Here is a 17,878-nt window from a genome sequence, read left to right on the forward strand (position 1 = left end):
GCGCTCTCACCCTTCGCGGCGAATGACAGCATTGGTCTGGGATGGACCTTGGATTGCGCGAAGCGCCGCCCTACTTCACCGCCCCAAAGCGGCTGTCGAACGAGCTCGACTGCACCACCGGCGCGGCGCCGGCCATCTGTCCGCTGTCAGCCGCCCCATCCGACACTGACGGCTTCAACGCCGGGCGGGTTGCGGCGAGGCGGGTATCGGGCTGCTTGGCCGGCTTGGCGGCTACGATTGCCTTCGGCGCTTCCTTCGCCGCATCCTTGGACTTGTCATGCCCCGGCACGAAGCGGGTCACTGCGGCCTTCAGCCTCGACGCGGCCGTGGGCGGGGTCGTCGTGGTCGGCGCCACGGACGCCGTGGCTTGCGGCGCAGGCGTGGTCGCCGTGGTGTCGGCGGTACCCAGGCCCATCTTGCGGCCGAGGTTGGAGAAGAAGCCGCCTTGTGACTTTTCTTGTGATTTCTCGCTCGGAGCGGCCGAGGCGACGCGGGTGCTGGTCGCGGGCGCGCTGCTAGCTGTGAGCGGCTCGTCCTGCGGCGCAGGCGCGGACGCGGCCGCATCGAGGTTCGGCTTGGGCGGGTTGACGTGGCCCGGAATCGTGCCGGGCGCCTTGGCCATGGCCAGCATCTGGAGCGTGGTGCCTTCGGCGCCCTCCGACAGGCCGGTCGAGCCTTCCGGAATCTTCGCCGCGAAAATCTTGTTCATGCCGCCGTCAATGCCGGTGTTCATCCGTGCCACCGGCGTACCCTTGGCGACGAGCTTTGCGTATTCGGCCTCGTCCTTCGCCTGCTTCTCACGCACGGCGCGAGCGATGTCTTCGGGGATCACATAGGCCGGGCATTTTGCCGAGGCGTCGAACACCGGGTCGCGCTTGGCGTCCGCCGGCTTGGCTGCATCGAATACGTACTTCTTCTCGCAGAAATCGACCTTCGGCTCCTGCCGCGTCACCTCGAAATGATCATAGCCCTCCTTGATCATCTTCCAGAACGGCATGTTCGGATTGTTCCGGTGCTTGGCCATGTTCACCGGCGTCATCTTGAAGGGATAGGCCTGGAGCTGGAACGCCTTCTGGCCGCCGAAAAAGGATTCGCGCCCTAGCGAATAGATCTCGGCGATCTGCTCGTCGGTCATGGCGTAACAGCCGCGCGAAGAACAATCGCCATGCACCATCAGCTGCGAGCCGGTGCGCCCGAGCGCCTTGTCGAACGCGTTCGGGTAACCGGTATTGAAGGACAGGTAATAGGCCGATTGCGGATTCATCTGGCTCGGATTGATCGAGTAGAATCCTTCCGGCGCCTGGCGGTCGCCTTCGCGCACCTTGGGGCCGAGATCGCCCGACCAGCGGCAGATCGGATAGGTCTTGAGCAGCGCGAACTGGCCGCTTCGGGTCTGCTTCCAGACTTCGAGCTCGGCCTCCTGCTTGAACAGGCGGACCAGGATCGGCGATTGCAGATCCATGTCCTTCTCGGTCATCGCGGCGAGCAGCTTTGGCGGCACCGGCTGGTTGGCCTTGGCGTTGGTCGCGAGCGAGACCTGGTCGGTGTCGCAGCCGGTCAGCAGAACGCCGGCCGTCATCAGCGCAACCGAAGCCAAGAGCGCCCGAGCAAGCGAACGAGAAATCAAGATGGACCCCACACCGTGCCGGGCAGAAAGCGCGACCCCAATCGTTTGGAGCATGATCTGACCGGCGAACCAGACCCGTCGTGACGGGCTTTTCAGACCACGCCCCAGCGCTTATGCCCTGAAGCCATTGATTAAAATTCTAACCTCTGGGTCATGTGGTCGCAACCCGAGCGGGGATCACGAGCCCGTTGGCCCAGTGGCATGGTCAACGAAGACTAAATGGACGCGACTTTGGGCCTTACTTGGGCCTTTCGGCCGGATTGGAACAGAGATCGCCGATTTGGGCAAAAAAAGGGTTAACGCGGGGTTACCAGCGGGCCACCAAGGGGTCTCGCGCCCCGATGCAGCGCAGCGCTCCTTCAGCGGTGCGCTTGTTCGGGCCGAATCAGCCCAGTTTCCGGCCGATATCGAGGAATTTCTGCCGCCGCTGCTTGCGGATGGCGTCGCCGTCGAGGCCCCGGAGCTCGTCGAAAGCCTTGGCGATGGCATCGCCGGTGGTGGCGATCATGGCGGCGGGATCGCGGTGGGCGCCGCCGACCGGCTCCTTCAAAATGCTGTCGATCACGCCGAAGCGGAGCATGTCCTGGGCGGTGATCTTCATGTTGTTGGCGGCTTCCTGCGCCTTGGTGCCGTCGCGCCACAGGATCGAGGAGGCGGCTTCCGGCGAGATCACACTGTAGATCGCGTGCTCCAGCATCAACACCTTGTTGGCGGTGGTGATGGCGATGGCGCCGCCCGACATGCCCTCGCCGGTGATGATGGCGACGTTCGGCACGGTCAGCGCCAGGCAGGCATCCGTCGAGCGCGCGATCGCCTCGGCTTGTCCCCGCTCTTCGGCGCCGATGCCGGGATAGGCGCCGGCGGAATCGGCGAGCGACAGCACCGGCAGACCGAACCGCTCGGCCATCTCCATCAGCCGCACGCATTTGCGATAGCCTTCGGGCCGCGCCATGCCGAAATTGTGCCGGATGCGGCTCTCGGTGGAATCGCCTTTTTCCTGGCCCATCACGCAGATCGGCTCGCCGCGGAAGCGGCCGAAGCCGGCGACCAGCGCCTCGTCCTCGCCGAATTTGCGGTCGCCGGCCAGCGGCGTGAACTCGGTGATCAGGCCCTTGATGAAGTCGTTGAAATGCGGCCGCTGCGGGTGCCGCGCCACCAGCGTCTTCTGCCACGGCGTCAGGTTCGCATAGAGGTCGGCCAGCGCTTGCGAAGCCTTGTCCTCGATCCGCCCGATCTCCTCGGCGATGTCGGTGCCGGAAGCTGCGAGCGTGCGCAACTCGTCGACCTTGGAGTCGAGCTCGGCGACGGGCTTTTCGAAGTCGAGATAGCTGCGCATCTGGTCTGGCATCAACTCAATATAGGCGGACGGGGCTGGAGAAGCGAAGCGAGGTTGCGGTCGCGAAAAGAACTGCAGCTTCTTCAATGGCTTGGCTTGTGTGCTCGTGAGCCGCAAGCCAAATCAATCGTGAAGCCCCGGCTCTTTCTGCGGAGATGTGGCCGAAGTCAAGGCGGTTTCGCCATCGCCGGGGTTGGACTCTCGTGTCCGGGACGCGCTGCAGCGCGCCGTAGCGCCGCTGCGCTGAGCCGGGACCCGGCAAGAGGCGTGGGCCCGGCTCAGCGGCGCACCGTTTCACGCTGCGCCGCGCCCCGGGGCACGCGAGATTACTTCTCCGCCAGCGGATGCAGGTCGCGCACCAGGCTCTTCAGCCGCTCCTCGACCACATGGGTGTAGATCTGGGTCGTCGAGATGTCGGTGTGGCCGAGCAGGGTCTGCACGATGCGCAAATCGGCCCCGTTGTGGAGGAGGTGACTGGCGAAGGCGTGGCGTAGCACGTGCGGGGAGACCAGACGGGCCTGAAGCCCGGAGGCGACCGCGAGTTCCTTCAAGTCGCGCGCGAAATGCTGGCGGGTCAGATGTCCGCTCTCGCCGAATGAGGGAAACAGCCATTTCGAAGCAGCCACGCTGTTCTTCTTGTCGCCCTTTGCAGCTTCCGTCGCCGCGAGATAATCTGCCATCGCCTGCCGCGAGGCCTCGTTGAGGGGCACCAGGCGCTCCTTGTTACCCTTGCCGCGCACCACGATCATGCGCGCATCGCGCTTGGCCGCCGAGCGCGGCAGTGCCACCAGCTCGGAGACGCGCAGGCCCGTGGCGTAGAGCACCTCGAGCAGGCAATAGAGCCGCAAGCTGCGCAGCCGTTTCGAGGGCGAGGCATCCGCCGCCTCGCTCAATTCCTTGGCGCGGCGGAGCATGCGGTCGACATCCGCAATCGACAGCACTTTCGGCAGGCCGCGGCCGCGCTTCGGCCCCGACAGGATCGCTGCGGGATCCTCGGTACGGATGCGCTCGTTGAGGAGAAAGCGGAACAGATGCCGCATCGCCGACAGCCGCCGCGCGACGCTGGTGGATTTGAAGCCGCGGGCATCAAGATCGGCGAGATAGTCGCGCAGCGTTTGCGTCTCCGCATCTACAAAAGTGTGGCCGACGCGGTCCAGAAATTCCGAGAGATCGGTGAGGTCGCGGCGGTAGGCGTCGAGCGTGTTGGGCCCGGCGCCCTGTTCCGCCGCGAGCATGTCGAGGAACAGGCCGGTGAGCTGGGTGTCGGAGGGCTTGGTGCGCATGCCCAAAGCCTAGCTGCTATTTCTTGAGAAACTTGTCAGGCGGGATCGTCACCGTCATTTCCCGCGGCTTCGGACTGACGAAGTTTGCCAGCGCGAAGACCGCGCCATAGACGATGCCGGCGATCACGGCGAGGACCGTCAGGAAGCGGAACAGGCTGGGCATCGGCAAAGGGTCTCGATAGCGGTCTTGGCGGGCAAATTAACCAATGAAATCATCCAACATGTTCGCCGTTTCGTGGCAAGAGTCCTCTGGCGAGGCCCCCTGCGGGGTCGTATAGGTGGCGAAAGCATGCCGCCTTTGGCGGCAGATCGAGCGAGATCCATGTCCGACGCCGCGCTGCCGATACCCGGTTCGCCTGAGGCCGACATCCTGTCGGCGCTCGGGGCGCGCTCGATCGTGCTCGTCGGCATGATGGGGGTGGGCAAATCCACCATCGGCCGCCGCATGGCGGCCCGGCTCAAGTTGCCCTTCGTCGATGCCGACACCGAGATCGAGGCGGCGGCCGGCATGACCATACCGGAAATCTTCGAGCGCCACGGCGAGCCGCATTTCCGCGACGGCGAGGCCCGCGTGATCGCGCGGCTGCTGGACGGCGGACCGATCGTGCTCGCGACCGGCGGCGGCGCGTTCATGCGCGAAGAGACGCGCGCGCGCATCGCCGCGAAAGCGGTCTCGATCTGGCTCAAGGCCGACCACGACGTCATCATGCGCCGCGTGCGGCGCCGTGCCGATCGCCCGCTGCTCCAGACCGCCGATCCCGAAGGAACCGTGACGCGCCTGCTCACCGAACGCGAACCGGTCTATCGCCATGCCGACCTCACCATCGCCTCGCGCGATGTGCCGCACGATAAGATCGTCGAGGAATGCATCGAGACCCTGCACGCCCATCTCTGCGGCGTGCCACCTGCCGACCTTGCGAGTGCCGTACGATGACTGCGCCTTTGAAGCATTCCGATCCTGTCAATGTCGATGTCGCGCTCGGCGACCGCGCCTACGACATCGTCATCGGCCGCGGCGTGCTGGCCTCGCTCGGCGAGCGCGTCGCGCGCTTGCGCCCCGGCGTGCGTACCGCCGTTGTGACCGACCGCACCGTCGCAAAGCACTGGCTCGAGCCCGCCGAGGCGTCGCTTGCCGCAGCCGGCATTCCGACCTCGCGCATCGTGGTCGAGGAAGGCGAGATCTCCAAAACCTATGCGGGCCTGCAAAAGGTCAGCGAGGCCCTGATCGCCGCAAAAATCGAGCGCAACGATCTCGTCATCGCGCTCGGCGGCGGCGTGGTGGGCGATCTCGCCGGCTTTGCCGCGGCGATCCTGCGCCGCGGCGTCGATTTCGTGCAGGTGCCGACCTCGCTCTTGGCGCAGGTCGATTCCAGCGTCGGCGGCAAGACCGGCATCAACTCGCCGCAGGGCAAGAATCTGCTCGGCGCCTTCCACCAGCCGATCCTTGTCATCGCCGACACCGCCGTGCTCGACACGCTGTCGCCGCGGCAATTCCGCGCCGGCTATGCCGAGGTCGCCAAATATGGCGTGCTCGGCGACGAGGCCTTCTTTACCTGGCTGGAGAAGAACCATGCCGATATCTTCAGGGGCGGCTCGGCGCGCGAGCATGCGATCGCGACGTCGTGCCGCGCCAAGGCCGCAATCGTCGCGCGCGACGAGCGCGAGACCGGCGAACGCGCGCTGCTCAATCTCGGCCATACCTTCGGGCATGCGCTGGAAGCGGCGACCGGCTTCTCGGACCGCCTGTTCCACGGCGAGGGCGTCGCGATCGGCATGACGCTGGCGGCGCAGTTCTCGGTCCGGCTCGGCATGATCGGCGAGCTGGACGCGGCGCGCGTCGAGCGGCATCTGGCCGAAGCCGGCCTGCCAACGCGCTTGCAGGACATCGCGGGTTTTGCGCAGGAGGGCCTTGCCGATGCCGACGCGCTGATGGCGCTGATGGCGCAGGACAAGAAAGTCAAGCGCGGCAAGCTCACCTTCATTCTGCTGGAGGCGGTCGGCCGCGCCGTGATTGCGAAGGACGTCGAGCCGACGCTGGTGCGCGATTTCCTGCAGTCGAAATTAGCGCAGTGATGGCGGGATCGATTGGATCTGCCGCCCGCGAAACGGCGCGGAACGCCGAGGCGATCGCGAGGCAAACATGAGTTCGATTTCCATCAATCTGCTGCTTGCTGTCCTCCTGCTCGCTGCCAACGCATTTTACGTGGCGGCCGAATTTGCCCTCGTGAAGAGCCGTGGGTTTCGCGTCAAGGCAATGGTCGAGCAGAACCGCTTCGGCGCACGCCTGTTGCAGACGATGATGGGGAATATCGAATCCTATCTCGCCTGCTGCCAGCTCGGCATTACCATGGCCTCCCTTGGTCTTGGCTGGATTGGTGAGCCGACCGTTTCTGCGCTGCTGAGCCCGATCCTCCATCCGCTCGGCTTGTCGGAGGCGACGCTGCACTTCACCTCGTTCGTGGCGGGTTTTCTGGTTTTCTCCTCGCTGCACATCATCATCGGCGAACAGGTGCCGAAGACGCTTGCGATCAGGGAGCCGGTGCCGGTGTCGCAGTGGATTGCGTATCCGCTTCATGTCTCCTACCTGGTGTTCTACCCGCTGAGCTGGTGTCTCAACACGGCTTCGGGTGCGATCTTGCGTCTGATCGGCGTTCAGGAGTTTTCGCAGCACGAGATCCTGACGGATTCCGAGATCGAGGGCCTGGTTGAGGAATCGGCCGTACACGGCAAGATCGAGAGCGGCGAGGCCGAGTACATTCATAATGTCTTCCGCCTCGGCGAGCTGACCGTGTCCGACGTGATGGTTCACCGCACCGCGATGGTGATGATCAATGCCGATCTCCCGCCGGAGGAGCTGGTGCGGGAGGTGCTGGCCACCGAATACACCCGCATTCCGCTGTGGCGCGACAAGTCGGAGAACATCATCGGCATTCTGCACGCCAAGGATCTGTTGCGCGCAATCCGCGCGTCGGAGGGCGATACCTCGCGCATCGATGTCACCACCATCATGCTGCCGCCCTGGTTCGTGCCGGAAATGCGGCCGATATCCCAGCAGCTCAAGGCGTTCCGCCGCCGCAAGACCCATTTCGCGCTGGTCGTCGACGAATACGGCGAAGTCGAAGGGCTCGTGACGCTGGAAGACATTCTGGAGGAGATCGTCGGCGACATCGCCGACGAGCATGACGTCGTGGTCGCCGGCGTGCGCCGCCAGCCCGACGGCTCTGTCGTGGTCGACGGCTCGGTGCCGATCCGCGATCTCAACCGCGCCCTTGACTGGCACCTCCCCGACGAAGAGGCAACCACGGTCGCGGGCCTCGTCATCCACGAGGCGCGTTCGATCCCCGACCGCGGCCAGAGCTTCACCTTCCACGGCTTCCGCTTCCGCGTCCTCCGCCGCGAACGCAACCGCATCACCGCGCTCCGTCTTTCACCGGTGCCGCGGGAGGCCGAGCTGGAGGAAGCCAAGCCGCGAAGGGCCGGGACGTCGTTTTGATCTCGCTTACCCTCCCCTCCCGGGGAGGGTAAGCAAATCACCCTTCCCCCGGCGCCTGCGCGTGGATCGCGAGCGCGTGCACGCCGCCGGCGAGTTCCGCGGCCAACGCCGAATTTATCATGCGGTGGCGATCGACCCGGCTCTTCCCTTTGAAGGCGGCAGATACGATATACACACGGAAGTGCGACTCGCCGCTCGGTCGATGGCCGGCGTGGCCCTCATGCAAATGTGACTCGTCGACGACTTGCAGGCTTTCCGGCGTGAAAGCTTCCTGCAACTTGTTGCTGATAACGTCTCTGATAGCCATGTGAGCCATTAAGGGACGCGATCGCGCTCCGTCAACACCATAGGCCGCCTCTGGCGGCCGTTCTGAAAAACGCCGAAGTGAAACTTCGGCTACGGGTTTCAAGCTAATTGCAATGTCAAGACTTGAAGGTTTTTGCATTGCGTAGTCAAAGTCAGCCATGCCGATCGATTCATCAAAGTTCTTCGACTCCATCCGGGTCAAGCCGCGGGGCAAGCAGCCGGAAGTGAAGCCGCGCGACACCGTGGTCAATTGCGAATGGACCGGGTGTCAGAACAAGGGCGCGCATCGTGCGCCCAAGGGTCGCGACAATCAGCGTGAGTACTGGCACTTCTGCCTGAACCACGTGCGCGAGTACAACCAGAATTACAATTTCTTCTCCGGCATGAATGCCGACGCGGTCGCGCGCTACCAGAAGGATGCGCTGACCGGTCACCGCCCGACCTGGAAGATGGGCGCCAATGGCGGCGTCAAGAAAGGCGCGGAGGCGGAGATCGACAGCGCCTTCGATCCGTTCAGTATGTTCCAGGAGCTCAACGGCCGCGCCAACTGGCGCGGCGGCCCGCAAGCCCCGCCCAAGGCCGAGACGCGCAAGATCATGAACGCCGAGCGCAAGGCGCTCCAGGTCATGGGCCTCGGACCCGAGTCCACCCTCGCCGACGTCAAGAGCAAGTACAAGGCGCTGGTGAAGCAGCATCATCCCGACGCCAACGGCGGCGACCGCTCCACGGAAGACCGTTTGATCGAGATCATCAAGGCGTATAATTACCTGAAGACGGTGGTCCGCGAGGCCTAGCGCATTCGGGAAGCGTGCATCGGCCTTCAGAGGATTTGCTTTGGCGACAGTCCAAAGCGCGATGACAAAGCGCGATGACGATGCATCCGGATCTGGTCGCGCTTACTTAGTGACGTCCGGGAACGCCATCTGGCACACCAGCCCTTCCGGCTTCCACTGCCGGGTGATCCTTCCGCGCAAGGTCCGGATGATGCCATCGACCGCGCCGATGCCAAAGCCCTTGCGCGTCGGCGGTTCGTTGACCGGGGGACCGTCGCGCTCTGACCAGTGCAGCACGAGAGGGTCTGCACCATTGGTCTCCCAGCGGATCTCCAGCCTGCCTGAAGGCGTCGACAGCGCCCCGTATTTAGCGGCGTTGGTCGCAAGCTCGTGCACGGCGACCGCGATCGATTGGGCGAGCGTCGCCGGCAGCCGGAGGTCGTCTCCAGCGATGCTGATACGTTCGCCGTCTGCGCCTGCGTACGGCCGGAGTTCCTCTTCGACGATGGTCTTCAGACTCGCACCGGTCCAGCGCGATTCCGAGAACAGCCTCTGCACATTGGCAAGCGCGCTGAGACGGCCTTGAAACGCGGCCTGGAATTCTGCAGCGGTCTCGGCCTTGGTCAGCCGCAGCATCGCCTGGGTCACCGCGAGCAGATTGTTCGAACGATGATCGACCTCGTAAGCCAGGAGCATCATCCGCTGCTCGGCCTGCTTGCGAGCCGTGATGTCGACCAGCATGTTCACCGCGCCGACCAGTCGGCCGCCTTCGTCGCGCAGCGGCGTCGGATACGGCATGAAGCAAATCCTTGAGCCGTCCGGCCGTTCGGCCACAGCCTCGACGTCGCGCACCGGCCGGTTCTGCTTGAGCGCGACGGCCATTGGGCACTCATCGTGGGGGAGCGGCGTGCCGTCGGGCAGATAGAGCTTCCATGTCACGCACCACATCTCGCCGATGTTTGGCGTGCGTCCGGCGAACTCGATGCAGGCTTGATTGAAGAAGGTGATGCGGCCCTCTGCGTCGGTGGTGTAGATCGCGGCGGGCAGCGCCTGGAGCAAGTCCCGGAAGCGCCTCTCGGAATCCCCACCGGCAGCGCTCCTGTTCGCTGCTTGCCTCGCGATCTCGCCGATCCTGGCCTCGTCCGAATGTCCAAGCAAGTCCAGCATCGCGTTCCTCTACGGGCCAGATCAGCTAATTCGCCGGCCGCGTATACGTTCCACGGTGCTCGCCCGGGACGTGCAGATCTCCTCAACCTGCACAGATCAGGACTTCGCCCGCACGACAGCGGAGTGGGAGCTCCGCTGTCGCCTTTCCCTTAGTCTTTAGTCGCCTGAAGCCTTCGGCATGGCCCCCACATAGGACGAGCTCGGCCGGATCAGCCGTCCCGTGCGCTGCTGCTCGCGCGCATGCGCGGTCCATCCTGCCGCGCGCGCCAGTGCGAAGATCGGCGTGAAGGCCTGCCTCGGAATTGCGAGTGCATCGAGCAGGATGGCGGTGAAGAACTCGACATTGGTCTCCAGCGGCCGGTCCGGATTCTTCTTGCGCAGCGCGCTGCGGATATAGGCCTCGACCTCGCCGGCAAAGGGCAGGTCGGCGCCATTGGAAGCCAGGGCCTCGATCGCGGTCTTCAGCACGTCGGCACGCGGGTCGCGGACGCGATAGACGCGGTGACCAAAGCCCATCATCCGCTCGCCGCGTGCCAGCGCCGCGTCGACCCAGCTCTGGATGCGTTCGCGCGAGCCGATCGCGTCGAGCATTTCCAGCACGGGCTCCGGCGCGCCGCCATGCAAGGGACCGGTGAGCGCGCAATAGCCCGCGGTCACGGCGGCGAACAGATCGGCTTGCGTCGAGGCCACCACGCGGGTCGTGAAGGTCGAGGCATTCATGCCGTGGTCGCAGACGGTGACGAGATACGCATCGAGCGCGGTGACCTCGCGCGTTGCAGGCGCCTGCCCGTGCAGCATGCGCAGCGTGTCGGCGGCGTGGCTCATGCTGCGATCGGGCGCGACCGGCTCGAGCCCCCCGGCACGGCGGACCAGCGCGCCCGCAATCACCGGAAACGCGCCGACGATAGTTGCTTCATGCTCCAGGCCGTATTCGGCGCGAAGGCCCGCGACGGCCGCACGAAACCCGTCGACGATGCCCATGCCGCGGGTTGCCGGCAACAGGTCCGGCAATCGAGCGAAGGCGCGCTCCCGCGCGGTGCCCAGGCTCGCCCGCACATTGGCCTCGCTTAAGCTGGTCTTGTTGGCGCCGTTCCAGAGCCGGGCGGTGACGCCCTCAAAACTCGATCTGGCGGCGAGGCTGCCGACATGCTCGCCGGCGATGATCAGCTCGCCGCGCTCGCCGTCGACATGGCTCAGCACGGTCTCAGCGGCGGGAACGCCGTCCAGTCCGATCTGGCTTTTGGTGAGGTGGATGTTCATGGCCCAATCTCCTGTTTGACGCAGGGGGAAGGGTCAGGCCTGTCGACAGATTGATCAATCTTGATTACATAAATCAATATGAAAAATTCCAACGAGCTCTACCTCTCCGCCCGGGAAGCCGCCGCCGAGCTCGCGATCTCGCCGGCCACGCTCTATGCCTATGTCAGCCGCGGTCTGATCCGCTCCGAGCCGACGCAGGATTCGCGAAAAAACCGCTACCGAGCCGAGGACGTCCGCGCGCTCAAGGAGCGCCGGGTGCCGTCGCCGGAGCCCAGGGGCCTGCGCAGCTTCGACGCCGATTTGCCGGTGATGGACACGGAGATCTCGACCATCACCGAGGAGGGCGCGATCTACCGCGGGGTGAATTGCGTCGATCTCGCCGAGAACGATGCGCTCGAGCATACGGCGACGCTGCTGTGGGACGTCTCTGGCGTCGATCCGTTCGATCAGGACAATCAGCCGCTTCTCTCCGAGGAGATGCGCATGATCGGGCAAGCCGCGCGTCGGGCCGCGCCGATCGACCGCGCCATTGCGGTGCTCGCGCTGGCTGCGAGCGCCGATCCCCGCGCTTTCACCCGCGCGCCCGATGGCCGTGCCATGGTCGGCGCGCGCATCGTCCGCCTGCTGGTCGCGACCATGCTCAATGCCGAGCCGTCGGCCGAGCCGCTGCATCAGCAGGTTGCGAAGGCATGGGCCGCGGACAACAAGCACGCGAGCGATCTGATCCGCCGCGCGCTCGTGCTGCTTGCCGACCATGAACTGAACGCCTCGACCTTCACCGCGCGCTGTGCCGCGTCGACCGGCCTCAATCTCTACGACTCGGTGATCGCCGGCCTCGCCGCGCTCAAGGGGCCCAAGCACGGCGGCGCCGGCGTGCTGGCCTCGCAGCTCGTGAAGACGCTGATCGATCGCGACGTCGAGCCGATGGTGCGCGAACGCGTCGCGCTCGGCGAGCGCTTTGCCGGCTTCGGCCATGGCGTCTACAAGCGCGGCGATCCTCGCGCGCAATCACTGCTGAATGCCTTGTCGCGCGCAGGCGCACCGCGGAAGTTCACCCGCGAGGTGCCGGAGCGGATCGCGGAAGCGACCGGCGAGTTCGTCAACATCGACTATGCACTCGCCGTGCTCGTGCACGCCCTGCGCCTGCCTGCCGGCAGCGAGCTCGCTCTGTTCGCCATGGCCCGCAGCGTCGGCTGGATCGCCCATTCCAGCGAGCAATTGCAATTCGGCAAGCTGATCAGGCCAAGGGCCAGGTATGTCGGACCGGCACCGGGACGGCGGGCGGGGGTTTTGGAGTCGAAGACCTGACCAGGAGCGCGCCTTCACCCTCCCCTGGAGGGGGAGGGTCGATCGCGCGTAGCGCGAGCGGGGTGGGGTGATCTCTCCACGCGGGCAGTGTTCGACGTAGAGAGACCTTCACCCCACCCCGTCTCACATTTCGCTGCGCTCCATGTGAGCCGACCCTCCCCCTCCAGGGGAGGGTAAGATCTACGCCCGCGGCTTGGCCGCCGCGATGCTACCGCCGTTGCGCCGGCGATGGATCAACACTCCCACGCCAAGCACGATCGCCACCCCTACCACCGTCAGCATCCAGATGTGCTTGCCGATATGGCCGTGATGATGCAGCCCGGCATATTCGTGGAGCGCTGAGACCGCCAGCACGCCGGGCAGCACATGCGCGGGCGCCCAGGCCAGGATCGCCGGGATGTTCACCGCGTAGAATTTCGCCGGCGCCATGCCGAGCGCACCCGCGGTAACAGGCACGAAGGCGCGGATCGGGGGCACGAAACGGGCGAAGAACACCGCCCAGGTGCCGAAGCGATGGAAGAAATTCTCGCTCTGCTCGACCACGCGCGGGTAGCTGGTCAGCGGCCAGGTGTTGAGGATCTCGCGCTGTCGCCGGTGCCCGATCCAATAGGCCGATCCGTCGCCGAGCACTGCCCCGAGTGCGGCCGCCAGCAACACCCATGGCAGCTTCAGTTCGCCGCCCGGAACCAGCGCGCTCAGTGCCAGGATGATGGTCGAGCCGGGGATTACCGACCCCACCACCGGCACCGCTTCGAGCAGCGCCGCGAGAAACAGGGTCAGATAAGCCAGCCACGCATGGGCCGAGACGAAGGCGATGAGGGGATCGAGGAAGGATGTCACGTCGTCTCTATGGTGGGCTGGAGCACTGGAAGTCAGACCCTACATGGGTAAGTGCATGCGGCAACAGGGCCATCCGCGCAGGCAGAGGGGTCAACCGCCCGAAATTCGAGCGTGATTCGCAAGGCAGCCCTCCAAAAACTGCGTTCCTTGCCTATCTAAATGAAAAGACACTGGAACTTTGATTAGGGGGCGGGCTTCTGCCCGCTCGTTGTCTCTGATAGGTTGATTTTCAGCACCCAGCCGCAGCCAACGTGCAAATAACCGGTTTCGGGACCGCCCGGGACCTCGGAGGATTGATGACGACCGCCGCTCTGTCCAAAGTTGAGGAAGTTTCCGGTCTGCCCGACATGAAGGTGTCGGTGCGCCAGGTGTTCGGAATCGACAGCGATCTCGAAGTCCCGGCCTATTCCGAAGTCGATCCTCACGTGCCCGAAGTCGATTCCGACTACCGCTTCGACCGCGCCACCACGCTTGCCATTCTCGCGGGCTTTGCCCGCAACCGCCGCGTCATGGTGACCGGCTATCACGGTACTGGCAAATCCACCCATATCGAGCAGGTCGCCGCGCGGCTGAACTGGCCCTGCGTGCGCGTCAACCTCGATAGCCACATCAGCCGTATCGACCTGGTCGGCAAGGACTCCATCGTGGTCCGCGACGGCAAGCAGGTCACCGAATTCCGCGACGGCATTTTGCCCTGGGCACTGCAGAACAACGTCGCGCTGGTGTTCGACGAATACGACGCCGGCCGCCCGGACGTGATGTTCGTGATCCAGCGCGTGCTGGAGGTCTCGGGGCGCCTGACCCTGCTCGACCAGAACAAGGTGATCAAGCCGCATCCGGCGTTCCGGCTGTTCGCCACGGCGAACACCGTCGGCCTCGGCGATACCTCCGGTCTCTATCACGGCACCCAGCAGATCAACCAGGGCCAGATGGACCGCTGGTCGATCGTCACCACGCTGAACTATCTCAGCCACGACGAGGAAGTGGAGATCGTGCTGGCCAAGGCCAAGCACTATCGCTCCCAGGAGGGCCGCGACATCGTCAACAAGATGGTGCGCCTCGCCGACCTCACCCGCAACGCCTTCGCCAACGGCGATCTGTCGACGGTGATGAGCCCGCGCACGGTGATCACCTGGGCGGAAAACTCCGACATCTTCGGCGACATCGGCTTTGCCTTCCGCGTCACCTTCCTCAACAAATGTGACGAGCTCGAGCGCCCGCTGGTCGCCGAGTTCTACCAGCGCTGCTTCAACGCGGAGCTGCCGGAATCGGCGGTGAACGTGGCGCTGAGCTAAAGGTTTGAGATGTCGTCCCGGCCTTTCGGGACGACGGATAGGGTGAGATGACCACCTCCAACTCCAAATTCCGCAGCAGCAAGGAAGCCCCGACCGAGCCGTTCAAGCGCTCGGTCGCCTCCTGTCTCAAGGCGATCGCGAAGACGCCCGAGCTCGACGTCTCCTTCGCCGCTGAGCGCCCGGGCCTTGCGCCCGGCAAGGCGCGGCTGCCCGAGCCTGCGCGCAAGATGACCAAGCGGGACGCCGCGGTCGTGCGCGGCCACGCCGATTCCATCGCGCTCAAGCTCGCCTGTCACGATCCGAAAGTGCATCGCAAGCTGATGCCCGGCAATCCGCAGGCGCGCGGCGTGTTCGAGGCGGTGGAGCAGGCGCGGGTCGAGGCGATCGGCGCGCGCCGCATGGCGGGCGTTGCGAAAAACCTCACCGCGATGCTCGACGATCACTTCCATCGCGGCAAGTTCGACGAGATCACCGACCGCGCCGATGCGCCGCTGGCCGACGCGCTGGCGATGCTGGTGCGCGAGCGCCTGACCGGCATGGCGCCGCCGGCGGCCGCCAGGAAGATGGTCGACCTCTGGCGTCCCATTCTCGAAGACAAGATCGGCAAGCGGCTCGACCGGCTCGACGGCGTGCTCGAGGACCAGACCCGGTTCGGCGATGCCGTGCACGATCTTTTGTCGGCGCTCGAGCTCGGCGACGAGCGTAACGCCGACACCGAGGACAATGACGAGAACGACGAGAACCAGGACGGCGACAACGACCAGTCCGGCGCCGAAGGCTCGCCCGATTCCGACGCCGCGCAGGAGATGAGCGCCGACCAGGCCGAGGCGACGTCGGAGGAGATGAGCGAGAGCGCGATGGAAAGCGCGCAGGCCTCGACTTCGGACACCTTCGACGACGGCGAACTCGGCGACGACGAGACGCCGGGCGAGGCGACGCGGCCGAATTCGCGCGGGGCCAACGAGCCGCGCGGGCCGGAATACCATGCGTTTGCGCCGAAATTCGACGAGGTCATCGCCGCCGAAGACCTCTGCGACCATGACGAGCTGGAGCGGCTGCGCGCCTATCTCGACAAGCAGCTCGCGCACCTGCAAGGCATCGTTGCCCGCCTCGCAAACCGCCTGCAGCGCCGCTTGATGGCGCAGCAGAACCGCGCCTGGGAGTTCGATCTCGAAGAGGGCATCCTCGATCCCGCGCGGCTGTCGCGCGTCGTGACCGATCCCTATCACCCGCTGTCCTTCATGCACGAGAAGGAGGCGACGTTCCGCGATACCGTGGTGACGCTGCTGCTGGACAATTCCGGCTCGATGCGCGGACGTCCGATCACGGTCGCCGCCACCTGCGCCGACATCCTCGCCCGCACGCTGGAGCGTTGCGGCGTCAAGGTCGAGATTTTAGGCTTCACCACGCGCGCCTGGAAGGGCGGGCAATCGCGCGAGGCCTGGCTTGCCGCTGGCAAGCCGGCCAATCCCGGCCGCCTCAACGATCTCCGCCACATCATCTACAAATCCGCCGACGCCCCCTGGCGTCGTGCGCGGAAAAATCTCGGCCTGATGATGCGCGAGGGGCTCCTCAAGGAGAACATCGACGGCGAGGCGCTGGACTGGGCGCACAAGCGCCTCTTGGCGAGGGCCGAGCAGCGCAAGATTCTGATGATGATCTCGGACGGCGCGCCGGTCGACGATTCCACGCTGTCGGTCAATCCCGGCAACTATCTCGAGCGGCACCTGCGCCACATCATCGAGGAGATCGAGACCCGCTCGCCGGTCGAGCTGATCGCGATCGGGATCGGCCATGACGTGACGCGCTATTACCGCCGCGCGGTGACGATCGTGGACGCCGAGGAGCTCGGCGGCGCCATCACCGAGAAGCTCGCCGAACTCTTCAGCGAGACCAACACCGCGCCGAGCCAGCCGGCCAGCCGGCAGCGCCGCAAACTGCATTCGTGAGCGCAGCTTCGTCCCGCCGCAGCTTTCTCGGCCACGCGGCGGCGGGATTTTCCATTCTGACGATGCCGCGATTGGCGCGAGCGCAGGCGCAATTGCACCCTGCGATCGAGCCGCCGCCGCGCGCGCTCCACCTCGAGCACGCCGTCGCCGCGCCCGTCAGCGTGGAGGTCAATGCGCGCACCATCCCCAATTTCGAGCCGCGCGACCGCGCGCGCACGCGCTTCGGCTCGCTGGATTTTCGCAGCGGCCTGGTGCTGACCTCGCCCTATCGCGGATTTGGCGGCCTGTCCGGCCTCCGCTTCCTCGACAACAAAGGTGAACGCTTCCTCGCGATCTCCGACCAGGGCGGCTGGTTCACCGGTGCCATCCGCTATTCCGGCCGCGAGATGGTTGGGCTCGCAGACGTCGAGGCCGCGCCGCTGCTCGGTGCGGACGGGCGGCCGATCACGGACAAGCGGCTCTGGTACGACACCGAGGCGCTCGCGCGCGACGGCAACCTCGTCTATGTCGGGCTCGAGCGCGTCAACCAGATTCTGCGCTACGATTTCGCCAAGGGCGGCACCCGCGCCCGCGGCGAGGTGATTGCCGTGCCGCCGGCGTTGCGCAAGCTGCCCTCCAACAAGGGGCTGGAGGCGATGGTCATCGTGCCGAAAGGGCAAGGCCAGAGCCAGCCGCTCGCCGGCACGCTGATCGCCTTCTCCGAGCGCGGGCTCGATGCCGACGGCAACCTCACAGCCTTCCTGATCGGCGGCCCGGCCCCGGGCCAGTTCAGCGTGCGGCGCTCCGAAAACTTCGACATCAGCGACGCCGTGCTGCTGCCCTCTGGCGATCTCCTCATCCTCGAGCGCAAATTCTCCTGGTTCACCGGCGTCAATATCCGCATCCGCGCGATCCCGCTCAAGGCAATCGCGCCGGGTGCGCTGGTCGACGGCCTCACGCTGTTCGCCGCCGATCTCGGCCACGAGATCGACAACATGGAAGGCATCGACGCCCACGTCACGGCCGGGGGCGAGACCGTGCTGACCCTGATCTCCGACGACAATTTCTCGATGCTCCAGCGGACCCTGCTGCTGCAGTTTACGCTTGTGGAATAGCCGGCGGTCTCTCCCCGTCATTGCCGATGCGGAGGCGGGCTCGCGCCAAGCCAACAGCGCAATGCGTGGCGCCACTATCGGCCATTCCCCCGCGCGCCTAGCAATCCGCACGTCGCTCACTACACTCCTGCCATTGCCCCTCCATCC

16 protein-coding genes are annotated in these 17,878 nt (G+C 65.5%); 8 read left to right on the plus strand and 8 right to left on the minus strand.

Translation table 11 applies throughout. The features are described from left to right. Nucleotides 1–70 precede the first annotated feature (70 nt). From IVA92_RS15765 to IVA92_RS15780, 4 genes are all read right to left on the minus strand, one after another. Nucleotides 71–1,579, minus strand: coding sequence for a murein L,D-transpeptidase family protein (locus IVA92_RS15765; RefSeq protein WP_247276288.1), 1,509 nt, complete (start codon nucleotides 1,577–1,579; stop codon nucleotides 71–73). A gap of 433 nt (nucleotides 1,580–2,012) precedes the next feature. Beyond that, the gene (locus IVA92_RS15770; RefSeq protein WP_247276289.1) at nucleotides 2,013–2,975 is read right to left on the minus strand and encodes an acetyl-CoA carboxylase carboxyltransferase subunit alpha; all 963 of its coding nucleotides are present in this window, start codon (nucleotides 2,973–2,975) and stop codon (nucleotides 2,013–2,015) included. 314 nt (nucleotides 2,976–3,289) lie between these two features. Beyond that, nucleotides 3,290–4,246 (minus strand): site-specific tyrosine recombinase XerD, encoded by a 957-nt coding sequence (gene xerD / locus IVA92_RS15775; protein ID WP_247276290.1) that lies wholly within the window; start codon nucleotides 4,244–4,246, stop codon nucleotides 3,290–3,292. 16 nt (nucleotides 4,247–4,262) lie between these two features. After that, the gene (locus IVA92_RS15780) at nucleotides 4,263–4,409 is read right to left on the minus strand and encodes a histidine kinase (protein ID WP_247276291.1); all 147 of its coding nucleotides are present in this window, start codon (nucleotides 4,407–4,409) and stop codon (nucleotides 4,263–4,265) included. Between the two features lie 159 nt (nucleotides 4,410–4,568). Between IVA92_RS15780 and IVA92_RS15785 the strand changes: the two genes are divergently transcribed. The 3 genes from IVA92_RS15785 to IVA92_RS15795 all read left to right on the plus strand — a co-directional run bounded on the left by IVA92_RS15785 (nucleotide 4,569) and on the right by IVA92_RS15795 (nucleotide 7,739). Next, nucleotides 4,569–5,180 (plus strand): shikimate kinase, encoded by a 612-nt coding sequence (locus tag IVA92_RS15785; protein ID WP_247276292.1) that lies wholly within the window; start codon nucleotides 4,569–4,571, stop codon nucleotides 5,178–5,180. Then, nucleotides 5,177–6,319, plus strand: coding sequence for a 3-dehydroquinate synthase (aroB, locus tag IVA92_RS15790; protein ID WP_247276293.1), 1,143 nt, complete (start codon nucleotides 5,177–5,179; stop codon nucleotides 6,317–6,319). The genes IVA92_RS15785 and aroB overlap by 4 nt, the downstream gene beginning before the upstream one ends. Before the next feature lie 67 nt (nucleotides 6,320–6,386). Next, a complete protein-coding gene (locus tag IVA92_RS15795) occupies nucleotides 6,387–7,739 on the plus strand; it encodes a hemolysin family protein (RefSeq protein WP_247276294.1) in 1,353 nt (450 codons plus the stop codon). 37 nt (nucleotides 7,740–7,776) lie between these two features. Here the strand turns inward: IVA92_RS15795 and IVA92_RS15800 are convergent, their stop codons facing one another. Next, a complete protein-coding gene (locus IVA92_RS15800) occupies nucleotides 7,777–8,046 on the minus strand; it encodes a BolA family protein (RefSeq protein ID WP_247276440.1) in 270 nt (89 codons plus the stop codon). Between the two features lie 157 nt (nucleotides 8,047–8,203). Between IVA92_RS15800 and IVA92_RS15805 the strand changes: the two genes are divergently transcribed. Further along, nucleotides 8,204–8,839: a DnaJ domain-containing protein gene (locus IVA92_RS15805; protein WP_247276295.1), complete on the plus strand. Its 636-nt coding sequence runs from the start codon at nucleotides 8,204–8,206 to the stop codon at nucleotides 8,837–8,839. Nucleotides 8,840–8,941: 102 nt separating this feature from the next. Here the strand turns inward: IVA92_RS15805 and IVA92_RS15810 are convergent, their stop codons facing one another. Together IVA92_RS15810 and IVA92_RS15815 are read right to left on the minus strand one after the other, a co-directional pair. Beyond that, nucleotides 8,942–9,985 carry a sensor histidine kinase gene (locus IVA92_RS15810; protein WP_247276296.1) on the minus strand — a complete coding sequence of 348 codons (1,044 nt, stop codon included), beginning with the start codon at nucleotides 9,983–9,985 and terminating at the stop codon, nucleotides 8,942–8,944. A gap of 156 nt (nucleotides 9,986–10,141) precedes the next feature. After that, on the minus strand, nucleotides 10,142–11,245 hold the full coding sequence (locus IVA92_RS15815) for a citrate synthase/methylcitrate synthase (RefSeq protein WP_247276297.1): 1,104 nt from the start codon (nucleotides 11,243–11,245) through the stop codon (nucleotides 10,142–10,144). 78 nt (nucleotides 11,246–11,323) lie between these two features. Between IVA92_RS15815 and IVA92_RS15820 the strand changes: the two genes are divergently transcribed. Then, nucleotides 11,324–12,553, plus strand: a complete 1,230-nt coding sequence (locus IVA92_RS15820) for a citrate synthase family protein (RefSeq protein WP_247276298.1) — start codon at nucleotides 11,324–11,326, stop codon at nucleotides 12,551–12,553. Between the two features lie 180 nt (nucleotides 12,554–12,733). Here IVA92_RS15820 and IVA92_RS15825 read toward each other — a convergent pair whose 3' ends face one another. Next, a complete protein-coding gene (locus IVA92_RS15825) occupies nucleotides 12,734–13,393 on the minus strand; it encodes a DedA family protein (protein WP_247276299.1) in 660 nt (219 codons plus the stop codon). Between the two features lie 296 nt (nucleotides 13,394–13,689). On the opposite strand from IVA92_RS15825, the gene cobS reads away from it, so the two are divergent. Genes cobS through IVA92_RS15840 form a run of 3 tightly spaced genes read left to right on the plus strand, consistent with a single transcriptional unit; the run spans nucleotide 13,690 to nucleotide 17,731 of the window. Next, the gene (gene cobS, locus IVA92_RS15830; protein WP_247276300.1) at nucleotides 13,690–14,688 is read left to right on the plus strand and encodes a cobaltochelatase subunit CobS; all 999 of its coding nucleotides are present in this window, start codon (nucleotides 13,690–13,692) and stop codon (nucleotides 14,686–14,688) included. 47 nt (nucleotides 14,689–14,735) lie between these two features. Then, the gene (cobT, locus tag IVA92_RS15835) at nucleotides 14,736–16,637 is read left to right on the plus strand and encodes a cobaltochelatase subunit CobT (protein ID WP_247276301.1); all 1,902 of its coding nucleotides are present in this window, start codon (nucleotides 14,736–14,738) and stop codon (nucleotides 16,635–16,637) included. Then, nucleotides 16,634–17,731: an esterase-like activity of phytase family protein gene (locus IVA92_RS15840; protein ID WP_247276302.1), complete on the plus strand. Its 1,098-nt coding sequence runs from the start codon at nucleotides 16,634–16,636 to the stop codon at nucleotides 17,729–17,731. Before cobT ends, IVA92_RS15840 begins: the two co-directional genes overlap by 4 nt. Nucleotides 17,732–17,878: the final 147 nt, after the last annotated feature.

The sequence above is a fragment of the Bradyrhizobium sp. 154 genome, from assembly GCF_023073875.1.
In the GTDB taxonomy this organism is placed as follows: Bacteria; Pseudomonadota; Alphaproteobacteria; order Rhizobiales; family Xanthobacteraceae; genus Bradyrhizobium.